Here is a 22978-nt window from a genome sequence, read left to right on the forward strand (position 1 = left end):
CGTTTGTGCTGATAGGTTACTGCCTAGGACCATCGGTATGATCAATATGAGCTGCGCAAACCGCATTTTCACTCGGCCAATAACTGTTCCCCCTCAAGAACCTCAAACGGGGTGGGCGGCGTGGATTTACTTACCCAATACCAATCGCCCGAGAACTCCATCACATACCGCCCCGCCCAATCCGCGTCGCTGGGCCAGATGCTTTGGTATTCGTCCAGTTCCACATCCACCCGCCATTCGCCGCGCGAGACTTCCGCGTCCCTTTGGGCGAAAACGGTCACGCCATCTGCTCCGAAAAACTGACGGTAAGGGACGCCATCCCAGTCGCCGACGACCGTGTTGCCTGACAACAAAATATCAATTTCGTCGGCCTGCAGTTTGATCGATTGTGCTTCAGCAGCGCCCGCCAGAACCGTAAATGCCAGCGCGAACCGGATCATGACCGCGGGCGTTCTTTGTTGGAGTCAAACGCCGCCAGCGTTTCGGAAACTTTTGCAGGCAGGCGCATTTGATGGCCATCCAGCTTGCCTATTTCGACTTCGGTTCCGACCGCAGAATGGGCCACATCAATGCGCGCCAAGGCCACATGTTTCTTGAGAAGCGGTGAGCGCATGGCCGAGGTTACTTCCCCGATCTGAGCCCGTCCGATATGGATGCAATCACCGTGTCCAACATCGACGTTGCTGTCGATCTCAAGACCCACCAGCTTTTTCATCGGATGTTCCTTGCGCCGGATCAGCGCGTCACGCCCGACAAAATCATCAGTCTTAGACTTGAGCGGCACAGTGAAACCAATCCCCGCTTCAAACGGATCGGTCTGGTCGCTGAAATCATAACCTGCAAAGATCAGTCCTGCCTCAATGCGTACCATATCAAGCGCTTCCAGCCCCATAGGTTTGATCCCGTGGTCCTGGCCTGCCTCCCAGATTGCATCGAATATCTCGGCGCAGTCTTTGGGGTGGCACATGACCTCATATCCAAGTTCACCAGTATAACCTGTGCGGCTTAGCACGAACGCCGTGCCTGATTCAGTGTTCAGCCGCGCAGGCGTAAACCGGAACCAACCCAACTGGTCAAATTCTGGGTTGTGCGGTGCCGTCCAGACGATCTTGCGCAATAAATCACGGCTTTCGGGGCCTTGCACGGCGACATTGTGCATCTGATCAGTCGACGCACGTACCAACACCTTAAGGCCGAGTTTCTCGGCCAATTCGCGCAGCCACTCTCCGCCATAATCGGACCCGCCGATCCAACGGAAGTTGTCTTTGCCAAGCCGAAAAACGGTGCCATCATCGATCATTCCACCGTGTTCATAGCACATCGCTGTGTAAACGACGCCGCCGATGGCCAGCGTTTTCATGTTGCGGGTGAATGCGTATTGGCACAATGCCTCAGCGTCCGGGCCTGTGATCTCAAACTTGCGCAGCGGCGATAGATCCATGATGACGCATTTTTCGCGGCAGGCATGATATTCTTCAATCGGTCCCGTGGCGGCATAGCAGCTGGCCAGCCAGTAGCCGTTGTATTCAACAAAATTGCGCGTGTGCTTGGCAAAACTGTCGTGGAAACCGGTTTGTTTTGTCATCTTGGCCTCTGAATTTGGGGTCGTGCGGATCGCAATCGCGCGCTGAAAGGTTTCCTGACCGCTATAGGTGCGGACGTGAATATCGGTCGGGTTCCAACCATTGGCAGACGTCGTGTCATCAGGGCATGCGCTGGACACACAAACGATGTCAGTCAGGGCGCGCAACAACACATAATCGCCTGGCCGCGACCATGGCTCGTCCGCATGCATCACACCGTGATCATCAATGCAGGTGTTGAAAAAGAAATTGATCGCCATCCAACCGCGACGCGGCGCGACACCGTAGTCTTTCAATGCGTGATTGAAATTGGTCGAACAATTCGCATGACCGGGATAGCCCATATCATTGTAATATTTTTCGGTGCAGGCCATGGCAAAGGCGTCATGGCGACCGCAGGTGTCCTGAACGACCTCAACCAGTGGCACCATTTCCTGATCGTAGTATTTCGCGTGCAAACCCGGCATCGGATAGGCGTGGCCCATCAGCGTACGGGTCGTTGTCACGTCCAGCGCGTGTTCAATGCCGCTGTCGAGCTTGCGCGCAGAGAAGCATTCAAAATCGCTGCACTGCCGCCCGTCTACGTCGATGATCTGAATATAATCGCCCGCCTTAACGAAAAACGACTCAGCGGTTTGCGTGTGCACACGAATGCTTTGCAGCGGATCAGCTAGCGGTTCAGGCAATTCAAACCGCATATGGCTTTTGATGACGGCCCGTTTGATGATGACTGTGATTGGGGTGGCGGTATCCTGCGCCTCAAAATCCATAATATTTGCGGGGGTCGCGATTATGACCGCACCGTCGCGGGCTGCCGTGAATTTGGCCTCTGTTTTGGCGGGGGTTGTGGCCTCGAACAGATGCACGGCTTGGGCTTGGGCGACATCAATTCCACGGGCATCAAGCCCCATGCGCAGACCGCGCAAGGACTGGTTATCGCTGTCCAACAACGTTTTTAGCCCGCCAGCATCGCCGTGGGTGGCCGCCCCAATGATCCCCGCTTCGATTTTGCCGTTCGGGTCGCATACCAGAATCTCACAGCGCTGGCCGCCCTCATCGTTGATGATCGTAATTTGATCACCTGTCTCGATGGCGATCAGGACAGCGGATTGACCGTCAATCACATACCTCTCCGTCCCCGGCGGCATCGAAAAAATATTCGGTTTGAGAATGGAGCTGGGTTTCGGAGGTCCAGCTTGCACCTTAAGGTAGTTGTCTAACATGTAATCCCTTTCCAACTCGTGTTGCATGAGCGGAATATTTATTTATCATCAAGAATACATATGACGACCCACACGGCAAACAAATTCGGACCTTATTTACCAAATGACCAAGTATCAGATCAATTATATCATCTGGATCCCGCTTTTGGTGTCTGCAATCGGACTCACGGCTGTTTTCCGCGCCAATCATAGGTCCGTTTTGGGTACAGCCAGCCTTTCGCGCGTTTGCACAGCCTTCACGATTCCCTCATGGCGGCGCGTACAATGAGCACCCTTGCCCTTGGGCTGATCGCAGCACTGTGTTGGGGGTTCCATGACATTTGCGTCCGCTTCCTAAGCCAGAAGACCCCTCTCAGCGCCTGCATTTTCATTGTTCTTTTGACTGGACTGATTTTTCACACCGTCCTGACGGCAGTCAGCGGCGAAATCCATGCCTTGCCCATGCAAGCGATCTGGCCGTCACTCGCGGCTGGGGTATTTTTCGTTATCGCCACCTTCGGATTATATTACGCGTTTCAACGCGGCCCGGTGCGTCTTGTCGCCCCTCTGATTGCAGGTTACCCGATCTTGTCTGTGGGGCTGGCCGCTGTGCAAGGCACCCCGATTGCTGATGCGCAGTGGGGCGCCGTTGTCGCGATCGTTGTCGGTGTCGCGGTCGTGGCCGCAATGTCTGACACGTCGTCCGACGACAATCCGCCCATTGGCCCGACAATTTTGTTTGCGGCGATATCAGCGTTCGGGTTCGCGGGCACCTTTGCGCTTGGCCAATATGCGGCTGACATCAGCCATGAAATACCCACAACCTTGGTAACCCGTGTCTTGGCAGTAGGTTTAACCGTCGTAATCTTGTTGGCGTTCAAACAACCGTTTTGGCCGGGAAAACGCGCACTGCCGATGCTGATCACAATGGGTGTCGCCGACGGCATCGCGCTTTATTGTGTGTTGTCGGCAGGCACCCTGCCCGACCCGCAATACGCCGCCGTTACAGCATCAATGTTTGGCCTTTTGACGATTTTGCTGGCTTGGATGTTTTTGAGGGAACGCATGACGTTGGTGCAATGGATCGGCGGCACCGTCGCATTTTGCGGTGTCGGCGTCCTTGCGGTGTAGGTCAGCCCTTTAGCCACCCTGCCGCGATCTGACGTTGATGGGCGACCATTGAATTGCGCATCAAAATGGCGACCGTGACTGGACCAACTCCGCCGGGAACAGGCGTGATCCAGCCCGCGACCTCGATCACTGCATCCGTGTCTACGTCGCCCACGATTTTCGGGCCGTCGTCCGTTTCAATTTGGTTGATGCCGATATCGATAACGACAGCTCCCGGTTTGATCATGTCTGGCCCGACCAAATGCGCTTTGCCGACGGCAACGACGACGACATCGGCACGTCGTGAATGCATCGGCACAGATCGTGTCATGTGATGGCAAACTGTCACAGTGCAGCCCTCGGCCATCAGCATCATCGCAGCAGGTTTTCCAACGATTTCGGAATGGCCAATCATCACGACCTCAAGACCCTCCATCGGCAAGCCGGTTTCCTTGATCAACGCGACACTTGCCGCTGCCGTACAAGGGGCCAACGCCACGTCGGAATAGACGATATTGCCGATAGATGCCGGGTTCATGCCCTCAACATCCTTCAACGGGTGGATCGCCGATTGCAGGGATCGAACGTTAATGTGCGCGGGGACGGGGCGCTGCAAAATAATGCCCAAGACGCTCGGGTCGTCGTTCATCTCCATGATGCGCGCTTTGCAGGCCTCTTGCGATATATCACCCGCCCAGTTCACCTGCTCAAAAGGTAGGCCCGCCTGCTCTGCCCCGCGTGCTTGATTGCGCACGTAGACGGCCGCCTCAGGCACATCGCCAATCAGGATGGACATCAGCCGCGGCATTTCATTGTGGGTGTCCGTATAGGCGCGAACCTCAGCGATGATCCGTTTCTTAACGGCGAGGCCGTCAATCAGGCGGTTGTCTTTGCGTGCATGCGTTGGCGCCATGGTAATGCCGTCCTCAATCAGTTTGTTTTCAACGGCATGAATGCGCTAACAAACGGCCACTCGTCAATCTCGTGCAGCGACATTGTTGAAGGTGAATGCGGCGAAACGAGGCCAGAAAATTCTGGACTTAGATGCCCTGAGAAATGCCTTCTCTACGGCGCAGATCGGCAATGCGGTCTTCGCCACGCAGGCCGTCCAACACGATACTGATCCATTCTTCAGATCAATAATGCTTGCGTGTTGCGCACTTGATGTCTTTGACGATCTTCTCGGTAGGGCTTTTGCGTGTTCCAGTTGTCTGTCTCATCTTGTACTCCTCAGTGGTTACTGATGAGGCAAGAACACTCTCTTATCAAATACCGCCACTTGGACCCATAAGTGCTGAGGTCAGACAGTGCCTATCTGAGTCGGATGCACACCGTATTTCTTGGGCAGCTCTGCCAGCGTCATCTCCTCACGGATCACTTCAAGCGCAACACGGGTTATAGAGGTGGTCCAGCTTTTTCGACTAGTTTACAGCCTTTTTAAAGTGGACCACGGTTTCTGTTCAGCCTGCTAATCTCATTGGTTCTGTTTTGCTGGCATAGGCCTCGTCTGGGGTTAAGATTCCGTGGGTCGAATGTGGACGCTCGACGTTGTAGTAGGCCAGCCACTTTTCGATACCAGCCTTCGCCTCTGAGCCTGTCTCAAAGGCGTGCACATAGACGCATTCCTACTTGAGGGATCGCCACAGTCGTTCGATCATGCGGTCGTCAATCCAGCGCCCTTTGCCGTCCATGCTGATGTTGATTTTCGCATCAGTCAGCACGTCGATCCAATTGCCACTGGTGAACTGGCTGCCTTGGTCCGTATTGAAGACCTCCGGCTTACCGTGTTTGGCCAAGGCCTCTTCCAGTGCTTCAACACAAAACGCAGCGTCCATGCTGTTTGATAGCCGCCAGCTCTGCTCTTTGCGGCTGTACCAGTCCACCCCGCTCATTGTTTGCAAGCAAACCAATTCCGGGCAGCGGATCGCGACCAAATACAGGAAGCCACGCCGCATCCATTGCCGACAGGCGATTGCAAAGCAATCTGCCGAGAGGGGGATGTAAGTGATGTCTGCGCACCAAACCTGATCGGGTCGATCAATCACCACATTCCTAAGCAGATACGGCCAGATCTTGTGCTGTGGATGCTTCTTGCTCGTGTTTGGCTCCTGATAAATCGGAACCAACCTCATGAGCCGCATCAGAGGGTGCGCGCGATGGCGGCCGCATTTGTGGTTGTCGCGCTTCATGTGCCGAGCCATTTGGCGCGATCCGTACCAAGGCGTCTCCAAAAACTGCTTATCCCCTCTCGGGATCATGCTACGCATGCCCCCGAGAGGGCAGTGCATGATGTTCATGAACCGCAGGTTCTCAGCACTTTCGCCCTTTGGCTCATAGTACAGATTGGAACTCGTTAACGTCATTAAGGGGCACTGCCGACGAACGCTCAGCTTATGATCCTTGCTCACCATTTTTTGCCTCGCGTTCCGAGCAACTGGTGCGAGGCATCCACTGCCCTCTTTCATGCACGAGAAGGGGGGGGCAAAAAACCCCGCTCCACCACCAGTTGACCAATCTTGGCGTGAAGATTGTCAACGTCAGCGGCGCTCACTAGTTCAGGCGTACCACCGCGGCGCGTGAAGGCCGTCGCCATGTTCTCTATCGCAGGCCGCTTCCATGTGCCTATCTGAGTAGCCTCTCAGTGTTTGCATGCAAACACCTGCCGGCAATAGATGCACACCGTATTTCTTGGACAGCTCTGCCAGGGTCATCTCCTCACGGATCGCTTCAAGCGCGACACGTGTTTTGCCCCCCCCTCTCGGGATCTTGCTTTGCATGACCCTGCCGGGCAGCGGAACGAATGGTTCTTTCGTTTTGTCATTTTGGAGCGTCACTTTCAGCATGCGAACCATCTTAACAGCCGGTCCGAATTTCCGCGACCACCTCTAAGCACAAGGTGCAACATGTGACCTTTTAGGACGCGCAACTAAATAGACGTGGTTTCGCGTAAGCGGTCACGCACCGATCCACTCCTCAGCATTAACTCAGTTTGGTCCAGAATGATGACTTACGCTCATGATGAGTTTGAAGGGTCCGAAGGTAGGTCGCGTGGGCTGGAAATATTTCGTAATCCACAATTTCTGCATCCAGCGCGGCGCAATCCGTAAGGTGATCAGCGGCGTGGCCGTAACGAGAAGTCCGTCCTTGCAGGAGGGCATCGTCGATCATTGATCGCCATAGGAGCACCGCCGCAAGCGGATACCGTGATCTGAGCGCTTCTGCTGCGGGTGTTAAGAGTGGGTAGAGGCCACCATTTATCTCAGTGTGACGCGTTTTAACAAGCACGGCTGCTGCCTGCGGGTCTGGCCAGTTGATGCAGAATTTTAAGGCGGTTGAAAAGTCAGGAAAGTCCAAGACATGCTTCCTTGCAGCGTCCTCTGCTTCGACGTCCTCGAAGTCCGGTAGATGCTTTAGATAGTCGCGCAGATGGGTGGGGTTTAGGGTTGCCATAAAGCAGGCCCAGCGGTGCGATTGCGCGTCTTCAATCCGCCCCAGCGCGATCAGGCTGGCGATATAGGTCGTGTCCCATGCGCCCTGTCCAATATCGCGTTCGTCGTCTTGCGCATTCAATAACAGGTTCAATGCGCCTTCGGACTTTGCGTCGGAAATCAAAAGCATTGCGACTTCGGCCGCGATATCTTTGCGCGTCAAATCAGCGTCGGAATACTGAGCGATATAGGCACTTGTGTCGCCTGTGGCCGCCGCTATTTCCTGCAGGTATCTCATGACGAAACGCGCTTTGTGTTTGGCAGCATTATTTTCAACACCTCGCAGTCGACGCAAAAACTGGATCGCTTCGTGGTCTTCGCCGTCGGTCTCAATCGGCGCTGCGCCGTAGGCTTCAACATGTGCCGTTAATCGTGCCAGACCCGATGCCCCAAGAGTGTTCGCCATCAAGGAGATGACCCCATCCCATTCGCCGTAGCCGTTGTCCTGAATGACGGCCCAAACACGGTCCGCCAGTGCGTTGGAATCAAGCAGCACAAGTGGCGTGATGTCGTCGAACCGATCAATTGCAGCGCGAAATACATCACCGATATCGCCCTTGCTGTCGTCCACGCGGCCGTAAACCGACGGTGCGACTTCAATGAACTGCCAGAGCAAATCAAAGGCGATGACTGGATCTTCCGGTGCGATTTTGTCGACAATCATCGACAGCTGAATGGTCAGATCTTTGATCAGCGCCTTGCGCTTGCGCCAACCGACAAAACTGGTGGACCGACGCAGCGTCGTCAGCCGTTTTCGCACATCTAGAGCCAGCTCAACGGGGCCAAGGTTGTGGCTTAACTCTAACCGCAGCCGGCGCTTGATATCTGCACTGCCCATGCTGACTTCCATCAGGAGTGCGGCCAGTTGTTCGGCACCCAGCGTTTCGAGGTTGGTTTTGTTCAGGGTCTTTTTTGACATGCTTGTTTTTTACAGCTTGAACGACTGAAGGGAAGTCGTAGGCGGGTCGTTATGGCACGAATACTGATCCGCCAAAACTGTGTTGGATGAAATGTGGCGTCGGCTTTGCGTTGTCGTAACGTGTTAAACAGGACATTAAACCGTACTGGCCTGAGGTGTATACTGGTCTTGTCACGCTCACGTTCCGATCTCTCAACTTATTTATGCGGCCTTTCGTTCGAACGACAAGGGGCTTTTGCCGACTAGCGATGAGTGGTGTCCACTGCCTGGCAGCCGATTGCTGGCGATTACCCAGAAGGGGCACCAAGTCGCTTTACACCCAGCACTGGTTCGAGACGCTGAAGTAAATTTGGCAGCCGAGATCAAGCTGTTTTACGATGTCGTTGGGGCGATTAGAATACTTGCGCAGATCAATCCGAATGCTCTCGTTCTTTCAGGTCAAAGGTTTTTGCCGCTATACCGCGAATGTGCTGTGCAATCGGGATAGCCGATGTTGCCGCAGGTGACGGGGCGTTACAAATATGGATTGTACGAGCAGTGTTACGTACCAGAAAATCATGAACCAATGTACCATCGCGCATTACAGCTTGTGCACGAATACCGGGTGGATGCGGCTGCAAATCCTCCAACTCCAAGGACGGGCAATACCGCTGACACGCGCGTAAAAATCTCCGCCGGAATGCAGAATTTGCCATCTCGCTCAAACCGGAGGAGAGGTTATCTCCTATTGTCCGCCAAAAACCGGGAAACCGAGCCATATCACCGATGTCACGCAGGTTCATGCCCAGTTTAGTATACCCCTCGCGCGCAAGCGAAAGCACGGCATTGGGCCCGACCGTCACAAAGCCATCAATCATCGGCGTTAGATGGATACCCAAAAAGGGCAGTTCGGGATCAGGGACAGGATAAATAAGATGCTGAACAACCTGATTGCGGCGCGGAGCGAGGCGGAAGTATTCGCCCTTAAACGGCACAATAGCAAAATCGTCAGCAACGCCGCACATAGCGGCCAACCGATCTGCCATTAAACCTGCACAGACAATCAAGTGCGCGGTACTTTGAGTTCCGCCGTCAGCAAGCGTAATCTTGACGGTTTGCGCTTCCTCAAGCAGGCTCACGACTTTGGCGCCGTAGGTAATTTGCCCGCCCAAATCGATAAATTGTTCAGCCATTTTTTCCACCATCGCAACGTAATCGACGATACCGGTCGCAGGACTGAGCAACGCTCCAAGTCCCGTAATATTTGGTTCGCGCTCACGTAATTCAGCGGCAGAGACAGCGCGGACGTCGAGCTTGTTCTCGCGAGCGCGGCTTTCAAGTGCTTTAAGTCGTCGTATTTCTGTGTCGTTGGTGGCGACCAGAAGCTTGCCCGGTTGTTTAAATGGAACTTGGTGTTCCTTGCAAAACTTTATGGTGGCAGTTAGCCCAAGTCGACAAAACTCTGCCTTGAGGCTACCGGGCGCATAATAGATGCCGGCATGGATAACACCACTATTTCGTCCTGTCTGATGACGGGCAGGACCGGGTTCCTTCTCAAGCAATTCGATTGAAAGACCGGGCCAGCTTTGCTGCATTTCCAGCGCTGTGGTGATGCCGACGATACCGCCGCCGATGATGGTAATATCAGTCATATCATAAGCCCTTATTTGCATTAGAGGCACTCTGCCACCATTTCCGTTGGTAACCCTGCCGGGCACGGCAAGGCTGAGCTGATCTGGCGCAACCGCTGGGAAACCAGACGCCAAGCCGAAGGCGCGATCTTCCAGTATATCAACGGCTTCAACCATCCATTCGTCGCCAGGCGGCAAAAGCCCCTTGGCATTTGAGCGAAAGGCCGCATAAATGAATTGAGAGACTGGAACGTGAGCGTGACAAGACCAGTCGGAGGTTTGGACATTTTTATTAGGCTGGGTTTGATCTGGCGCAAGGTTTGAATTGGACCAAACATCTAAGTCAATGACGATGGAACACATTGAAAAACTTACCACCCTTGGCCTCTTTGACGCGCGCGCACCGCGTTATACAAGCTATCCGGCGGCCCCCGTATTCGCGCCTCAAACTGGTGCTGCACTCCAATCGGAGTGGCTGAGCAAGCTTCCCCCAACTATTCCTGTCTCGGTCTATGTGCATATCCCCTTTTGTGAGCGTCTTTGCTGGTTTTGCGCCTGTAGAACCCAAGGCACGCGAACGCTTAGCCCTGTTGAGGCCTATCTGGACACCGTCATTGCAGAGTTGCAATTACTCCGCGCGGCGTTGCCCGCGGGCTTGCGAATGGGGCGCTTGCACTGGGGTGGTGGGACGCCGACGATTTTGCCCCCTAGCATGATCCGTACCCTATCCAGAGCAATCAAAGACGTGATTCCACCAACGGACGAATTTGAATTTTCGGTCGAGATTGATCCGACGATGGTAGATGATGCCAAAATTGCCGCTTTGGCGTCCGAGGGCATGAATCGCGCCAGCATCGGAATTCAGGATTTTTCTCCCGCCGTTCTCAGGCCCTGATGAACGGGTTGGCCGCAGATGAGATGGTTGTCTTTTCGGACGCTGTCCACCCCGAACACCAGAGCCGCCCCGCCCATGGTTGGTTCCCCAAGGGACAAAAGACGGCCCTGAAGGCGACATCAGGGCGCAAGCGGCTCAACATTCAGGGCGCGCTTGACCTTGAGACTTTCCAGTTCACCTTTGTGGAAGGCGAGAAGATCAATGCCCAGACAACCCGACAGATGCTGGAAAAGTTGGAACGCAACAACCAAACCAAGACGGCCATCCACGTCTTTGTCGACAATGCCCGCTATCATCATGCCAAGATACTACAGCCATGGCTGGACAGCCCAGAACGTCGGGTGAAGTTGCATTTCTTGCCAGCATATGCCCCGCACCTCAACCCGATCGAGCGTCTTTGGGGTGTTATGCACAAATGGGTCACCCACAATCGGCACTATGCAACGTTCAACCAATTCACAGAGGCCATTTTCGACTTCTTCCGCAAGACCCTGCCAGAAAAATGGCCAGAGTTCCGCGACACCGTCACCGACAACTTCCGCGTCATACCAACGGCCGAATTAAGTGACCCTTGCCCATTCTCGATCTGTGATTGAACTTATTCGCTCTGGGTCGTTCGCAAAGAAGTTCCAAGCTTGTGCACATTTGTCGAGTATTTCGTCATAGGTGTCGAAAACTGTGATTGCGAGTTTATTAGCTCGCAGATAAGCCCAGACGTTTTCCATGGGGTTCAGTTCGGGTGAATACGGTGGCAGCTTAACGAGCGTAATTTTATCTGGCACCTGCAAACATTTTGCGCCATGCCACCCCGCCCCATCAACAATCAGCAAGGCATGTGAGCCGGGTGCGACAGCTTTTGCGATCTCATCAAGATGCAGCCCCATAGCCTCGGCGTTGACGTAGGGCAGGACGAGACCTGCGGCGGTACCACGTGCGGGACAAGCGGCACCAAAGATATAACTCCATTTGAAGCGTATATCACGGGGTGCGCGCGGGCGAGTTCCACGCTTGGCCCATTTACGGGTGAGTGTCCCCTGTTGTCCAACGCGGGCTTCATCTTGGAACCATACTTCAAGAGGCTTCCCCTTTGCATGTTCTGGCAGAGTATCGTTTACGAGGCTCGCAAAGTTTTTTTAAAAGCCTGCTGCGCTTCGCGATCAGTTTTCGGATGCTCTGGACGCACAGACAGGCGGCGAAAGCCATGCTTGGTTAGATATTTCCCAATCGTACGCACATGCAGTTTCACGTCGAACTCCTCTTCAACACGAGCCTGCAAGTCGACACAACGCCATCGTACTACGCCATCTTTTACTGGGTCGGGCCCGGCCTCCACCCACGCCACAAATTGCGCCTGTTGCTTGGGCGACAACCGTGGTTTTGCCCCCTTGCCATTCCGATCCGATAACCCCTCAATGCCTTCTGCGTTAAAGCGATGCGCCCAATCCCGAAGTGTTTGTCGATCCATACCACTGCTGCGGGCAGCCGTTTCACGATCCACCCCATCAAGCACCAGCGCTATGGCCAGTAGTCGCCGTACAACCCGCCCATCCTTGGTTCGCTTTGCCGCACGGCGCAAATCTTTCGCAGACATATCCGTGCGCGTAATTTTTATGGCTCCACCCATGAGCACCTCCCAATCTATGGAGAATATTGATTCAGAGTTTGCCAAAAATTAAAACCAAATAAATGAGTCAGATATTCTGGCCGCTGGTATCATATCGCTCAAGGAATACAAAGTGATTTGAGGGGAAAACCTCAGGTCAATTCAGGCGCGTGCCCTTCATCAACTCTTTACCACTTGGATCGGCCTTCCTGAACTCAAGGCGACGCTGATTATGGATAGCCTTGCTGTAGTTTTTCATGACGTGGAAACGGTCAAATACGATGTCGGCCATCGGCAAGGACTCCCTGACAGGCTTTTGGTAGGCAGGCCCCATATCCATCGACACGGCCTTTATTTTATGGGCTGTATCTGGCTGCAGCTGTTTCAAAAACCTTGAAAAAACTTCGGCAGTTCGACCGGCTTCCACCCAGATCAGATGCCCTCCGACCATATCGTAGACCACCGTCATATAGTCATGACCTTTCGCCCGGGCCACTTCATCGACACCAATGTATTCCAAGCCAGCAAGCTGTGCGGGATCAAGCGCAGGGAGCGTTTCCATCAGGTATGCCTTGTCGATATTCTTTACCGTCTCCCATCGTATACCTAAATGCCTGGAGACAGCCAGAATGGATAAATGACGGCACAATCCACTGATAAGATGGCAAAATCGATGGGTGAAACGGCACCCTTTATCAACAAAAGGACACGCCTCAATGCGGCGCTCACCCTTGCTAATAAAAACCTGCGCTAGCTCAATCTCAATCACACAAGGATACCCAAAAAACGGGATGTCGTTTACTTGTCGGCGAATATGTTGGTTGATGCTACCCTTCTTGCCGGTTGCAGGGTCTATAGCGCTCCTGCGGGCATCCCGACTGCACTGAACAATAACCTTCGCACCGTCTTCAGCCAGCTCAATTTCATTTACACGTTGCCCCTTCAGGCGTAAAATATGTTGCGAGATGTCGATGGTCATATACCTGCCCTATGTAAAGTTGTCAGAAACTTAACATATCAATAGGTTACTTGATGGTCGGCATCTTTTCTTACTCAACAAAGCGGAGAAGAGCCTATTGACGCTCATCCCCGTGATTTTGACGTCAACCCATCACCCTAAGACCCATCCTTGCAAACCTTTCCTCCAAGTGCGCGACATCTTCGTGATCTGTAAAAGGCATTTTCCGAAAACGACTTGCCGACAATTCGAGATTTTCGAGACTTAAACCTCGGGCCTCAGCACCGTCCGCTTTAGTCCCACCAAGAGCCGCCGCGAAAACCAGTGTCATCCAACTTTGTTCGGGCCAAAGTTCATATCTATCGCAGCCCGCTGCTACTGCTTCGGCGTCCTGCCCACCGAGAATATGGCCCAATGCGATGAGTGATATGTAGAATGGGTTTTGGGTATCAAACGGAGTTCTGCGCATCATTTCTTCCAAAGGATTGACACTTGCGGCTGGTGAGCCCGACAGAATTTCACTTGTCGCCAGCGTAAGGTGCGCCAAATGAAACTCCGGAGCCACCCTCAATGCACGTTCGCAATCACGCCGTGCTCCTTTATGATCGCCAAACAACCAAAGCCGGATATTCCCTCTTGTTCTTAGAACGTAATCAACGTTGTGGCCCAACTCCACAGCCTTATTTGCGAAGGTCAACGCCCATGCCGGATCATCGGTCAAATCACTGAAAGGAATAAGGGGAATAAGCTGGGTCGCCATCGACGCGTGCATCGCCAAAGCAATTGGATCGTTTGGTTCAAGTTTTACCGCGATATCCAGCGCCTGTCGCGCAGACATCCAGTTTTCGGACTTGAACCGCGCCATGTTCCAAACCGCCTTCGCCTTGAGCTGCTGCGTGGACAATTCAGTGTTGCTCCACTCAATTAGGTCTCAGCCATCATTGATGATCATGTGGACGTGAACGCGAGCTGCAACCGCTTCTGCGACAGCGTCGGGCAGATCACGGATCTGGCCGTCGGAGGCCGATTTTATGTCACTATGCACAATCTCGTTGGCGGCATTTCTGCCGATTTGCAGGAATATTCGTGCTGTGTCCTCGGCACATGTGACTTTGCCACTAACCAAATATGTGGCGTTCGTTTTTTGATTCGAATCAACGATGACTGAGGCGCCCGCTCGTGCCGTGAGCCGAAAAAGCAATGCCTCAAAAAGTTCATCACTCAGAGGCTTGGAGACCGTTACATCGCCAGCCACATCGAAGGGCTCGACATAGATTACTGGTAAATGAGTTACTGCCATCGGTTTTTTCTGAGTTTTCAGGATGTATCCGCGTCCAACGATAGTTTTGACCAGTTCTCGGGCGTCATCTTCCAAAGCGATACGTATGTCACGAATACACTGAATAAGACTATCGTCTGAAACCGAAATTCCAGGCCACACCTGATCGATTAAACTGTCGCGGCAACCAATTCTCCGTGATTATTGGCAAGAATTGAAAGAACGCGCGCGGACTGTGCGCGAAGCGGGACGTGGCTACCGCCAGAAGTACGTAATATTGACGGCCCCAACTCAAAAGTTCGATCGCCAAGAAGCAGTGTTTTTTCACCCAAGAAACTCTCCTCCTTCGCAGCACGGTAGGTTCAAGTTTGGTCTTATTCCTTTTTGACCAATGCAATCGCTTGTACTTTGGCATCACGAGACAAGAGAAGGCAGCTAATGCCAAGACATATATCCATCCATTTATCTTGCTTTTACTGAACAACCACTTCGGCCGCTGAACTGTCATTCAAATAATTCCACACACTCCACATGTGATGCGATCCACCTAGACAAGCCCCGCGCCCTCTGGTCCAAGTCATCCATGACCACCCAACCCACCCTTTTTAACTGGCTATCGATCCTGATGCTCGGGCTGATTTGGGGCGGGACGTTTATGGTCGTGGCGATTGCACTTGAAGGTTACGGCCCGCTGACGGTCGCCTGTGCGCGCACAACATTGGGCGCTGTCACCTTGCTGGCGTTGGTGCGTTTCATGGGCCGCCCGATGCCGCGTGGACGCGCGGTTTGGGGCTATTTAGCGCTGATCGGCGTGCTAAACACCGCCTTGCCGTTTGCGTTATTGTCGTGGGGTCAACAATATGTGCCGTCGGCGTTTGCGGGTATTTCCATGGCCGTGTTGCCGCTGTTTGTGTTGCCAATGGCGCATCTGTTTAGCGACGAAAAGATGTCGACCCGCAAGTCCGTGGGCGTAGTTCTAGGCTTTGCAGGCGCCGCCGTGCTGGTCGGCCCGACGGCGTTCGATTTCTCGCAAGGCAGCCTCGCGCTACCACAACTTGCCTGCATCGCGGCGTCTATGTCTTATGCAGTCTCAAGTGTGCTGACCCGTGTCTGCCCACCAATCGACAGCATCGTAATGGCCGCATTGACGTTGGTGGTCGGCTCGATCTGCCTGATCCCTGCAATGTTGGTGTTTGAGGGCGTGCCAACATGGGTCGACGGGCGCGCGGGCTATGCGATTGTCTTTCTGGGTCTAATCCCCACGGCATTTGCGGCCCTGCTCAGGGTGCAAACAATCCGCACAGCCGGATCAGTATTCATGACGCTGGTGAACTATCAAGTCCCTGTTTGGTCAATGATTTTCGGCGCTTGGGTGTTGTCAGAAGTCTTGCCACTGCGTTTTTTCGCCGCCTTGGCGTTAATCCTGTGTGGCCTCGCGATCAGCCAATGGGCGAGCCTTGCAAAGCTGCTTAGGCGCTGACCGTCGCCACCGCTTCGACCTGCGCCACAATGCCGTCAACAACCTGTGCCAGCAGTGCGTCATCTTCACATTCAGCCATCACGCGGATCAATGGTTCGGTACCAGATTTGCGGATCAACAGACGGCCTTTGCCCACAAGCGACGCTTCTGCTGCGGCAATCGCGGCTTTAACCGGGGGTTGACCCAGCGGATCTGCCCCGTCGCTGTAGCGCACGTTTTTAAGCATCTGCGGCACGGTTTCAAACACACGGATCAATTCAGACGCGGGTTTGCCAGTTTCAATCATCGCCGCAAGAAATTGCAGACCGGCCAGCAGTCCATCCCCCGTCGTGGCGAAATCTGTCATGACGATATGACCGGACTGTTCACCGCCAAGATTAAATCCACCTGCCCGCATCGCCTCCACGACGTAGCGGTCGCCAACGTCCGCGCGTTCAAGGGATAATCCCTTGTCATTCAGGAACCGTTCCAGCCCCAGATTGGACATCACAGTCGCCACCAACGTGCCCTTGTTCAAACGGTCGGCCTGCGCCCAGCGGTTGGCAAAGAGTCCCATGATCTGATCGCCGTCTGCGACGTTTCCGTGTTCGTCCAAAATCATCACGCGGTCGGCGTCGCCGTCCAGACAAATTCCCACATCAGCGCCATGGGTGACGATGGTTTCCGCGGCCGTGCGCGGTGCCGTCGACCCGCAGCCCTCGTTGATATTAAAACCATCAGGATGGGTGCCAACGGGAATGACCGTCGCGCCGAGTTCCCACAAAACCTCAGGCGCGACTTTGTAGCCTGCGCCGTTTGCGCAATCGATCACGACCTTGATGCCGTCCAGCCGCATACCATGGGGGAACGTCCCCTTTAGGCGTTCGGCGTAGCGGAAACGACCATCATCAATACGTTTTGCACGGCCAATGTTGGACGCCTGCGCAGGCACAAGGTCGCCCTCAAGCAAGCGTTCAATCTCAGCCTCGGCTTCATCGGACAACTTGAACCCGTCGGGGCCGAAAAACTTAATGCCATTGTCCACCGCGGGGTTGTGGCTGGCGGAAATCATGATGCCGAGATCGGCACGCATAGACGTGGTCAGCATCGCCACAGCGGGCGTCGGGATCGGACCGAGCAGGAGCACATTCATCCCCGTGCTGGTCAGGCCAGCGGTCAGCGCGGATTCGAACATGTAGCCCGACAACCGTGTGTCTTTACCGATCACGACGCGGTGGCCATTTGATCCATCATTGCGGAAATAGCACCCAGCAGCGGCGCCAATTTTCAGGCCCATTTCGGCAGTCATAGGGTATTTATTGGCCGTTCCACGCACGCCATCGGTTCCGAAAAATTTACGTGCCATGATGTCCCGCCCGACTTACTAGAAAGTGCTAATTCACTGCCATATGCAGGCTCATCGCCTGTCTTGTGGCTAGCGTATCATGGACGCGCAGGATTTGCATACCCTGCCGGATCCCGTGCAAAGCGATCGCCACCGAACCGGGCATGCGATCGCGCACGTCTGGTGCATTACCAAGTGTGCCAATGAACCTCTTACGGGACGCTCCCAGCAGAATTGCACAGCCAAGTCCATGAAATATAGACAGATTTTTCAACAGAGTCAGATTGTGATCTTGGGTTTTACCAAACCCGATCCCTGGATCGACGATGATTTGATCGCGGCGAATTCCTGCCGCCTCTGCCGATAGGATGCGTGTTTCGAGGAAGTCATAAACGTCTAGCGTCACATCATCATATGTCGGCGCGTCTTGCATTGTTGCAGGATCCCCTTGGGCATGCATCAAGCAGCACGGCGCCCCCGTTTGGGCCGTGACGCGGGCCATGCCTGGATCAAACGTAAAGGCCGATACGTCATTGACCAAGGATGCCCCCGCAGCAAGTGCCGCCTGCGCGACGCGGGCTTTGCGGGTGTCGATTGAAATGGGTGTGCTTGCATCTGCAAGGATCGCGGCGATCACCAGCACTGTGCGCGCGATCTCTTGATCTACATCGACGGTCGCGGCGCCGGGTCGCGTGCTTTCGCCGCCGACATCAAGGATGTCCGCCCCGTCCGACACCATCTTGCGCGCCTGTATGAGCGCCGCGTCGGGCGCGTTGAACAGCCCCCCGTCTGAGAAACTGTCTGGTGTCACGTTCAGGATGCCCATGATTTTGGGCGCGCCCATGTCCAGCCCAGCGATAGGCGCGCGTTGGGCTGTGAGGCGATGCAGGATGTCATCGGGAATGTCGGATGCCGAAACTAGCCTGCTTGGCTGCCCACGTTCAAGCCGTTGTGCATGGGTGAACCAGCACCAGCCACCAGCCAGCGCGTGCGCCGTGTCAGGGCGGTACGGGTCAGTCATGGCGATGGGGCGGTAATAGGCCATCAGATCACACGGGTTGGAATGTCACAGATCGGCGCATCCGCGCCAACAACCACAAGTTCCAATGCCAGCAATTGACCCGCGAACCATGCCACCAACGACAGCGCGTCGCGGGCATCAGCGCCGGGACTGTCCGCGGCATCCAGCACGATCTTGGATGGGGCCCAGACGCAAATCTGGCCATTCTTCATCGCCCAATCAAGTTCGGTGCGGGTGCCTACCACGACGCAGCGTTTGTCACGCCCTGCCAAAACCCAAGCGTTTTGTTCAATCGCCAGCAGATCGATGCGCCGTTGCGCCATGCTAATGCGGGTTTGCGGCGTGGGCGCATCACCAGCCCCAACGCAGAAAATCAGCGGCATATCATCAGCTGCAAGGTCATCAATCAACGCCGTAAGCCCATTAGATGCGACAGTTTCGTTGGACAAGTAGACCACACGTGGGTGCGGATCCTCAACGGTTTCGACCGCAGCATTCTCATGTCCGCCCTGTTCACGCATGATTTCAACGCCAAGCGAATATGGCCCGCGGTCAATCTTTTCGATCCGCACAAACACCCGCAGAGCTTGGGGTTCCAGCAAGATGCGTTCGGCCACGCGTGCAGCCAGAGTTTCAAGCAGGTTAAGCCGCTCTGCGCCCAGTTCGGCCTCAATCGCCTCAGTCACACGGTCATATGAAAGGATGCGGTCTACATCGTCGTCAATTGGCCCTGTCAGTGCCTCGACTTCAACCACCACGTTGAATTTGATTCGCTGCAGGTGGCCGCGTTCTTGTTGGAACGCCCCAATTTCGACCTCAGTAATGTAATCGCGCAGGGAAATGCGGTCGCGCAGGTCAACTTTGCCGCTTGGGGTGGTCGCCTCTGCCCGCTCGGACGGGTGTGCGAAGGCCATTTTGGTGTCGCTGCTCATGCTGATCCCGCTTTGTGTCTTTGCGCAGTTGTGCTGCGTGGATACTAAGCAGGCGCGTCCCCGACAACCGTCTGTTACGCCGCCCTTTGGGGCAGATGCGACGGGTGGTGGTTAGCCTTCTCGGTAAAAGTAGTGTGAGCCGATAGACGCAGTGCGCGGGAAGATGCGTGCCCAGCGAGGACTGACGGCGCGCGTGTGATAATGCGTCGCCCCATCCGTCAATTGACGCGGTGCGCCGTCAAGCAACAGACGCGCGACTTTACCAACCTGTACCCATGCAGCCTGTTCTTGGATACTTTCTGCAGCACCGTCGCAGGTGTAAGTGAATTGGCAGGCAAACTGGCGGCCAGTGCCCTGATTGATCACGCCGCACAGCGTGCTTGGATAGCGCGAAGAATCGCGGCGGTTCATGATGACTTCGCCAACGGCGAACAGGCCGCGCACGTTTTCGCCACGTGCCTCAAAGTACAAAGCCTCCGACAGGCAGCGCCATTGCTCGCCTCCGGATGCCGTGGGTTGGGACGTAAGGAAAGCTTGGTCATAGGTCATTACGTCGGGCGCAGTCGCGATGTTGCGGGCAGCAGGCGGCACAGCCGTCAAAGCCGCAACGCGGCCATCTGGCACCTGCTGGATAGTAATACGTTCCTGTCCGAGCAGCGCACTAAGACGGGCCGCCAGAACTCCATCGGCATGCACGCCGGATACGCCAGTAACGGCGACACTTATGCTTAAGGCGGCAATCGCCAAAATACGCATTGCAAATCGGTTCAACATTCTTGTCCCCAAGAAGACACGTGATCAGCCTCACGCAGGCGCCCTGCCTTTAAGGGAAACCCGCTGATCCGTCCAGTCAGCGCCCCCTGCGGTGCGCCGTCGCACCGAAACGCTTAAGCCACAACGCAAGAATCTAGCCACAACATGATGGGGACGCTATATTTTATTTTTTTTTGCAGTCACACCTAGAGCCGTTTATGTGCCAAATTTGTCCTTTAGCGCCAGTTGAGCAGCGGAAAGCCGCGCAACCGGGACCCGAAATGGTGAGCACGACACGTAATCAAACCCCTGCGCGCGGCAAAATGCGATGGTTGCAGTGTCGCCGCCGTGTTCGCCGCAGATCGACAACGTCACATCAGGACGCCCCTTGCGGCCCCGTTCTGCGCCCAACTGAAGCAATTCGCCGACGCCGTCCAAATCAAGCGTATGAAACGGATCTTCCGCATAGACGTGCAACTTTACATAATCGGACATGAACTTGCCCGCGTCATCGCGGGACAAACCATAGGTCATTTGGGTCAGATCGTTTGTCCCAAATGACAAGAACGCTGCATGTTCGGCGATGTCTTCGGCGCGCAACGCGGCACGCGGCGTCTCAACCATCACGCCAAGGCGGTATTCAAAATCCACACCAGATTCTACCCTTACGGCAGCCGCCACAGCGTCAAGACGCGATTGCACCAGTTCAACCTCACGTCTTGCACTGACGAGCGGGACCATGATCTCGGGCACCAACTGATTGCCCTTCGCGCTTGCAGCGACCGTCGCCTCAAAGATTGCACGCGCTTGCATGTCATAAATTTCCGGCACGGTAATACCGAGACGTACACCGCGCATGCCTAGCATCGGGTTATACTCAGACAGATCGTCCACCCGCGCAGTCATCTGCGCCAGCGGGACGTTCAGCACTTCGGCCAAATCGCGCATGCCTTGTTTTCCCGCAGGCAAAAATTCATGCAACGGGGCGTCAAACAGCCGGATGCACACCGGTTGATCCTGCATGATTTGGAATATTTCATAAAAATCAGCCCGTTGCAGCGGCAAAAGACGCTCAAGAACCGCCGCGAGGGCGATCGGTGTTTCCGCAAATATCATCTCGCGCATCAGATCAACGCGTTCGCCCTGAAAGAACATATGCTCTGTGCGGACCAGCCCGATGCCCTCAGCGGCAAAATTACGGGCCGTTTGCGCATCTGCCGGGGTGTCGGCGTTGGCACGAATACCAATATCGCGCACATCATCTGCCCATGACAACAAGGTCTGGAATGCTTCATCAAGTGCAGCCTCAACCATGGCAGGTTCACCAACCAACACCTGCCCTGTGCTGCCATCGACCGTAACCATATCTCCGGACTTGAGCCTGCGTCCGTCGGGACCAGTAATCGTGCGTTTGCGTTCATCGACATCCAAATCGGAAGCGCCAACGATACACGGCAGGCCAATACCACGCCCGATCACAGCCGCATGGCTGGTAATGCCACCGCGCAGCGTGACAACAGCAACGGCGGCGTGCATGCCGCGAATATCTTCGGGTGTGGTCTCGCGGCGCACCAGAACGCAGGCCTCACTGCGCGCCGCACTTGCCTGCGCTTCACATGCTGTGAACACCAACCGGCCGCTGGCCGCACCGGGGCTGGCCGCAATGCCACGCACCAAAATATCGCGTTTTGCCGCGCGATCCACCTGACGGTGCAACAACTCAGACAATGCAGACGGCTGCACCCGAAGGATCGCGTCTTCTTTTGCGATAACGCCGGAACTGGCTAGATCGACGGCAATACGCACCGCTGCACGGTTTGATCGCTGAATGCGCACGGCGTCCAGAATTGTCAGTTGGCCATCAAACAGGATGAATTTGATCTCCATCTCTTCGCGCAACTTGATCCGTCCTAAAGCCCCAAATTCGATGAGCTTGGCAAAGGCATCTGGCGCTTGTTCTTCCATTGACGGGCCGCGTGGATCGCGCGTCAGATAAAGCGCATCTAACCTGTCGCGCAGCCCCTCGGCGTGCAACGCTTGGGGCACAAACCGGCCATTGATCTCTGGCGTGCCGGTTGTGCTGGACGCAAATTGAATGACACCGGACCCCGAAACCCCTGCCCCGACAGCCAACGCCATTTCCTGCACAACCAGCCCGAGCCCGGCATCAGGCGGCGCGCCTTTGGCTTGGCGCAAAAGCCGCGCAGTTGTGCCCTCCCACGTCCGCGCCATGGACCGCAAAACCTCGGCCAATTGCGCGCCCACATCTTGTGGGAATTCGGCATCCATTTCGGCTTCATAAACGGACAACATCGCGCGCAACGCGTCGCGCGACGGATGATCAGGAAGGTAAAATTCTTCGGCGTCGAGCCGCGCCACTTCGACAGCAAACGTTTGTATATAGCGCATATAGAGCCGCGTTGCCGTCTCCTCACCCAAGAGGTCACACAGATCAGCGTGCTTGGCGTCATTCATCCCGATGTTCAGCATAGCAACGGGACCGCCCCAATCAGGGTCCATGCTGCTCGGGCGGACCGACAGCAAAGGGTTGTTCCCGAAATGGCGCAAAATTTGTGGCGCATCAGCCGCGTGCCCAGCGGCAATCGCACGCACAGCATTAAACGACATCGCCACGGTCGTCGGCACGGGCATATCCAGCCGGATCAGCCGTTGCAGGCATTTCGCCCGTTCACCGTGAACCTCCGCAGCCATCGGCGCGGTTTTCGTCACAAGGCACATATCCTTAAGTGTGATGACTTTCTGCACTGCGGCGTCCCCTTTGTGCGCACCATAGAGGGGTGCCAAAACAGAGCAAGGGTAA

The 22978-nt window shown here is 55.0% G+C and carries 15 protein-coding genes and 5 pseudogenes; 5 read left to right on the top strand and 15 right to left on the bottom strand.

Features of this window, described 5'->3' with window-relative positions; genetic code table 11:
- Positions 1-68: 68 nt before the first annotated feature.
- Positions 69-440 carry a hypothetical protein gene (locus OA238_RS14785; RefSeq protein WP_015495785.1) on the bottom strand — a complete coding sequence of 124 codons (372 nt, stop codon included), beginning with the start codon at positions 438-440 and terminating at the stop codon, positions 69-71.
- The gene (locus OA238_RS14790) at positions 437-2806 is read right to left on the bottom strand and encodes a trimethylamine N-oxide demethylase (RefSeq protein ID WP_015495786.1); all 2370 of its coding nucleotides are present in this window, start codon (positions 2804-2806) and stop codon (positions 437-439) included. The genes OA238_RS14785 and OA238_RS14790 overlap by 4 nt, the downstream gene beginning before the upstream one ends.
- 249 nt (positions 2807-3055) lie before the next feature.
- On the opposite strand from OA238_RS14790, the gene OA238_RS14795 reads away from it, so the two are divergent.
- Positions 3056-3916 (top strand): DMT family transporter, encoded by an 861-nt coding sequence (locus OA238_RS14795; protein ID WP_015495787.1) that lies wholly within the window; start codon positions 3056-3058, stop codon positions 3914-3916.
- A gap of 1 nt (position 3917) precedes the next feature.
- Here OA238_RS14795 and OA238_RS14800 read toward each other — a convergent pair whose 3' ends face one another.
- The 4 genes and pseudogenes from OA238_RS14800 to lhgO form a co-directional block, all read right to left on the bottom strand.
- Positions 3918-4808 (bottom strand): bifunctional 5,10-methylenetetrahydrofolate dehydrogenase/5,10-methenyltetrahydrofolate cyclohydrolase, encoded by an 891-nt coding sequence (locus OA238_RS14800; protein ID WP_015495788.1) that lies wholly within the window; start codon positions 4806-4808, stop codon positions 3918-3920.
- 547 nt (positions 4809-5355) lie between these two features.
- Positions 5356-6672, bottom strand: a pseudogene (locus OA238_RS14810) (DDE-type integrase/transposase/recombinase).
- Between the two features lie 202 nt (positions 6673-6874).
- Positions 6875-8302 (bottom strand): DUF6880 family protein, encoded by a 1428-nt coding sequence (locus tag OA238_RS14820; protein ID WP_015495790.1) that lies wholly within the window; start codon positions 8300-8302, stop codon positions 6875-6877.
- A 410-nt stretch (positions 8303-8712) separates the two neighbouring features.
- Positions 8713-9954 (bottom strand): L-2-hydroxyglutarate oxidase, encoded by a 1242-nt coding sequence (gene lhgO / locus OA238_RS14825; RefSeq protein WP_015495791.1) that lies wholly within the window; start codon positions 9952-9954, stop codon positions 8713-8715.
- Between the two features lie 48 nt (positions 9955-10002).
- On the opposite strand from lhgO, the pseudogene OA238_RS31845 reads away from it, so the two are divergent.
- The 3 pseudogenes from OA238_RS31845 to OA238_RS14835 form a co-directional block, all read left to right on the top strand.
- Positions 10003-10144 (top strand): annotated as a pseudogene (locus OA238_RS31845) (IS3 family transposase); the annotation flags it as partial.
- Positions 10145-10264: 120 nt separating this feature from the next.
- A pseudogene (locus OA238_RS14830) lies at positions 10265-10795 on the top strand (radical SAM protein); the annotation flags it as partial.
- A 2-nt stretch (positions 10796-10797) separates the two neighbouring features.
- Positions 10798-11403, top strand: a pseudogene (locus tag OA238_RS14835) (IS630 family transposase); the annotation flags it as partial.
- Here the strand turns inward: OA238_RS14835 and OA238_RS30330 are convergent.
- The 4 genes and pseudogenes from OA238_RS30330 to OA238_RS14860 form a co-directional block, all read right to left on the bottom strand.
- A protein-coding gene (locus OA238_RS30330) for an IS630 family transposase (RefSeq protein WP_085982740.1) occupies positions 11368-12431 on the bottom strand; the annotation gives its coding sequence in 2 pieces (ribosomal slippage) (positions 11368-11942 and positions 11942-12431; 1065 coding nt in all). The pseudogene OA238_RS14835 and the gene OA238_RS30330 overlap by 36 nt on opposite strands.
- Before the next feature lie 148 nt (positions 12432-12579).
- A pseudogene (locus OA238_RS14850) lies at positions 12580-13389 on the bottom strand (ISL3 family transposase); the annotation flags it as partial.
- A gap of 124 nt (positions 13390-13513) precedes the next feature.
- The gene (locus OA238_RS14855) at positions 13514-14272 is read right to left on the bottom strand and encodes a tetratricopeptide repeat protein (protein WP_015495793.1); all 759 of its coding nucleotides are present in this window, start codon (positions 14270-14272) and stop codon (positions 13514-13516) included.
- A gap of 27 nt (positions 14273-14299) precedes the next feature.
- Complete coding sequence (locus tag OA238_RS14860) at positions 14300-14839, bottom strand: winged helix-turn-helix domain-containing protein (protein ID WP_083906750.1); 540 nt, start codon at positions 14837-14839, stop codon at positions 14300-14302.
- Between the two features lie 391 nt (positions 14840-15230).
- On the opposite strand from OA238_RS14860, the gene OA238_RS14865 reads away from it, so the two are divergent.
- On the top strand, positions 15231-16127 hold the full coding sequence (locus tag OA238_RS14865) for a DMT family transporter (RefSeq protein WP_015495795.1): 897 nt from the start codon (positions 15231-15233) through the stop codon (positions 16125-16127).
- Here the strand turns inward: OA238_RS14865 and glmM are convergent.
- From glmM to OA238_RS14890, 5 genes are all read right to left on the bottom strand, one after another.
- The gene (gene glmM, locus OA238_RS14870) at positions 16117-17472 is read right to left on the bottom strand and encodes a phosphoglucosamine mutase (protein ID WP_015495796.1); all 1356 of its coding nucleotides are present in this window, start codon (positions 17470-17472) and stop codon (positions 16117-16119) included. The genes OA238_RS14865 and glmM overlap by 11 nt on opposite strands.
- Positions 17473-17500: 28 nt before the next feature.
- Entirely contained in the window at positions 17501-18496 is a 996-nt protein-coding gene (folP, locus tag OA238_RS14875) for a dihydropteroate synthase (RefSeq protein WP_015495797.1), read from the bottom strand.
- The gene (locus OA238_RS14880) at positions 18496-19404 is read right to left on the bottom strand and encodes a dihydroneopterin aldolase (protein ID WP_015495798.1); all 909 of its coding nucleotides are present in this window, start codon (positions 19402-19404) and stop codon (positions 18496-18498) included. Before OA238_RS14880 ends, folP begins: the two co-directional genes overlap by 1 nt.
- 111 nt (positions 19405-19515) lie before the next feature.
- Complete coding sequence (locus tag OA238_RS14885) at positions 19516-20178, bottom strand: cell wall hydrolase (RefSeq protein WP_015495799.1); 663 nt, start codon at positions 20176-20178, stop codon at positions 19516-19518.
- A 195-nt stretch (positions 20179-20373) separates the two neighbouring features.
- A complete protein-coding gene (locus tag OA238_RS14890) occupies positions 20374-22923 on the bottom strand; it encodes a putative PEP-binding protein (RefSeq protein ID WP_015495800.1) in 2550 nt (849 codons plus the stop codon).
- Positions 22924-22978 lie beyond the last annotated feature (55 nt).

The sequence above is a fragment of the Octadecabacter arcticus 238 genome, from assembly GCF_000155735.2.
Taxonomy (GTDB): domain Bacteria; phylum Pseudomonadota; class Alphaproteobacteria; order Rhodobacterales; family Rhodobacteraceae; genus Octadecabacter; species Octadecabacter arcticus.

Coding starts and splice junctions, on each gene's coding strand:
- OA238_RS14865 (WP_015495795.1), top strand. CDS start 15,231: ATGACCACCCAACCCACCCTTTTTAACTGGCTATCGATCCTGATGCTC.
- OA238_RS14790 (WP_015495786.1), bottom strand. CDS start 2,806: ATGTTAGACAACTACCTTAAGGTGCAAGCTGGACCTCCGAAACCCAGC.
- OA238_RS14795 (WP_015495787.1), top strand. CDS start 3,056: ATGGCGGCGCGTACAATGAGCACCCTTGCCCTTGGGCTGATCGCAGCA.
- OA238_RS14820 (WP_015495790.1), bottom strand. CDS start 8,302: ATGTCAAAAAAGACCCTGAACAAAACCAACCTCGAAACGCTGGGTGCC.
- OA238_RS14880 (WP_015495798.1), bottom strand. CDS start 19,404: ATGAGCAGCGACACCAAAATGGCCTTCGCACACCCGTCCGAGCGGGCA.
- OA238_RS14800 (WP_015495788.1), bottom strand. CDS start 4,808: ATGGCGCCAACGCATGCACGCAAAGACAACCGCCTGATTGACGGCCTC.
- lhgO (WP_015495791.1), bottom strand. CDS start 9,954: ATGCAAATAAGGGCTTATGATATGACTGATATTACCATCATCGGCGGC.
- folP (WP_015495797.1), bottom strand. CDS start 18,496: ATGGCCTATTACCGCCCCATCGCCATGACTGACCCGTACCGCCCTGAC.
- OA238_RS14785 (WP_015495785.1), bottom strand. CDS start 440: ATGATCCGGTTCGCGCTGGCATTTACGGTTCTGGCGGGCGCTGCTGAA.
- OA238_RS14885 (WP_015495799.1), bottom strand. CDS start 20,178: ATGTTGAACCGATTTGCAATGCGTATTTTGGCGATTGCCGCCTTAAGC.
- glmM (WP_015495796.1), bottom strand. CDS start 17,472: ATGGCACGTAAATTTTTCGGAACCGATGGCGTGCGTGGAACGGCCAAT.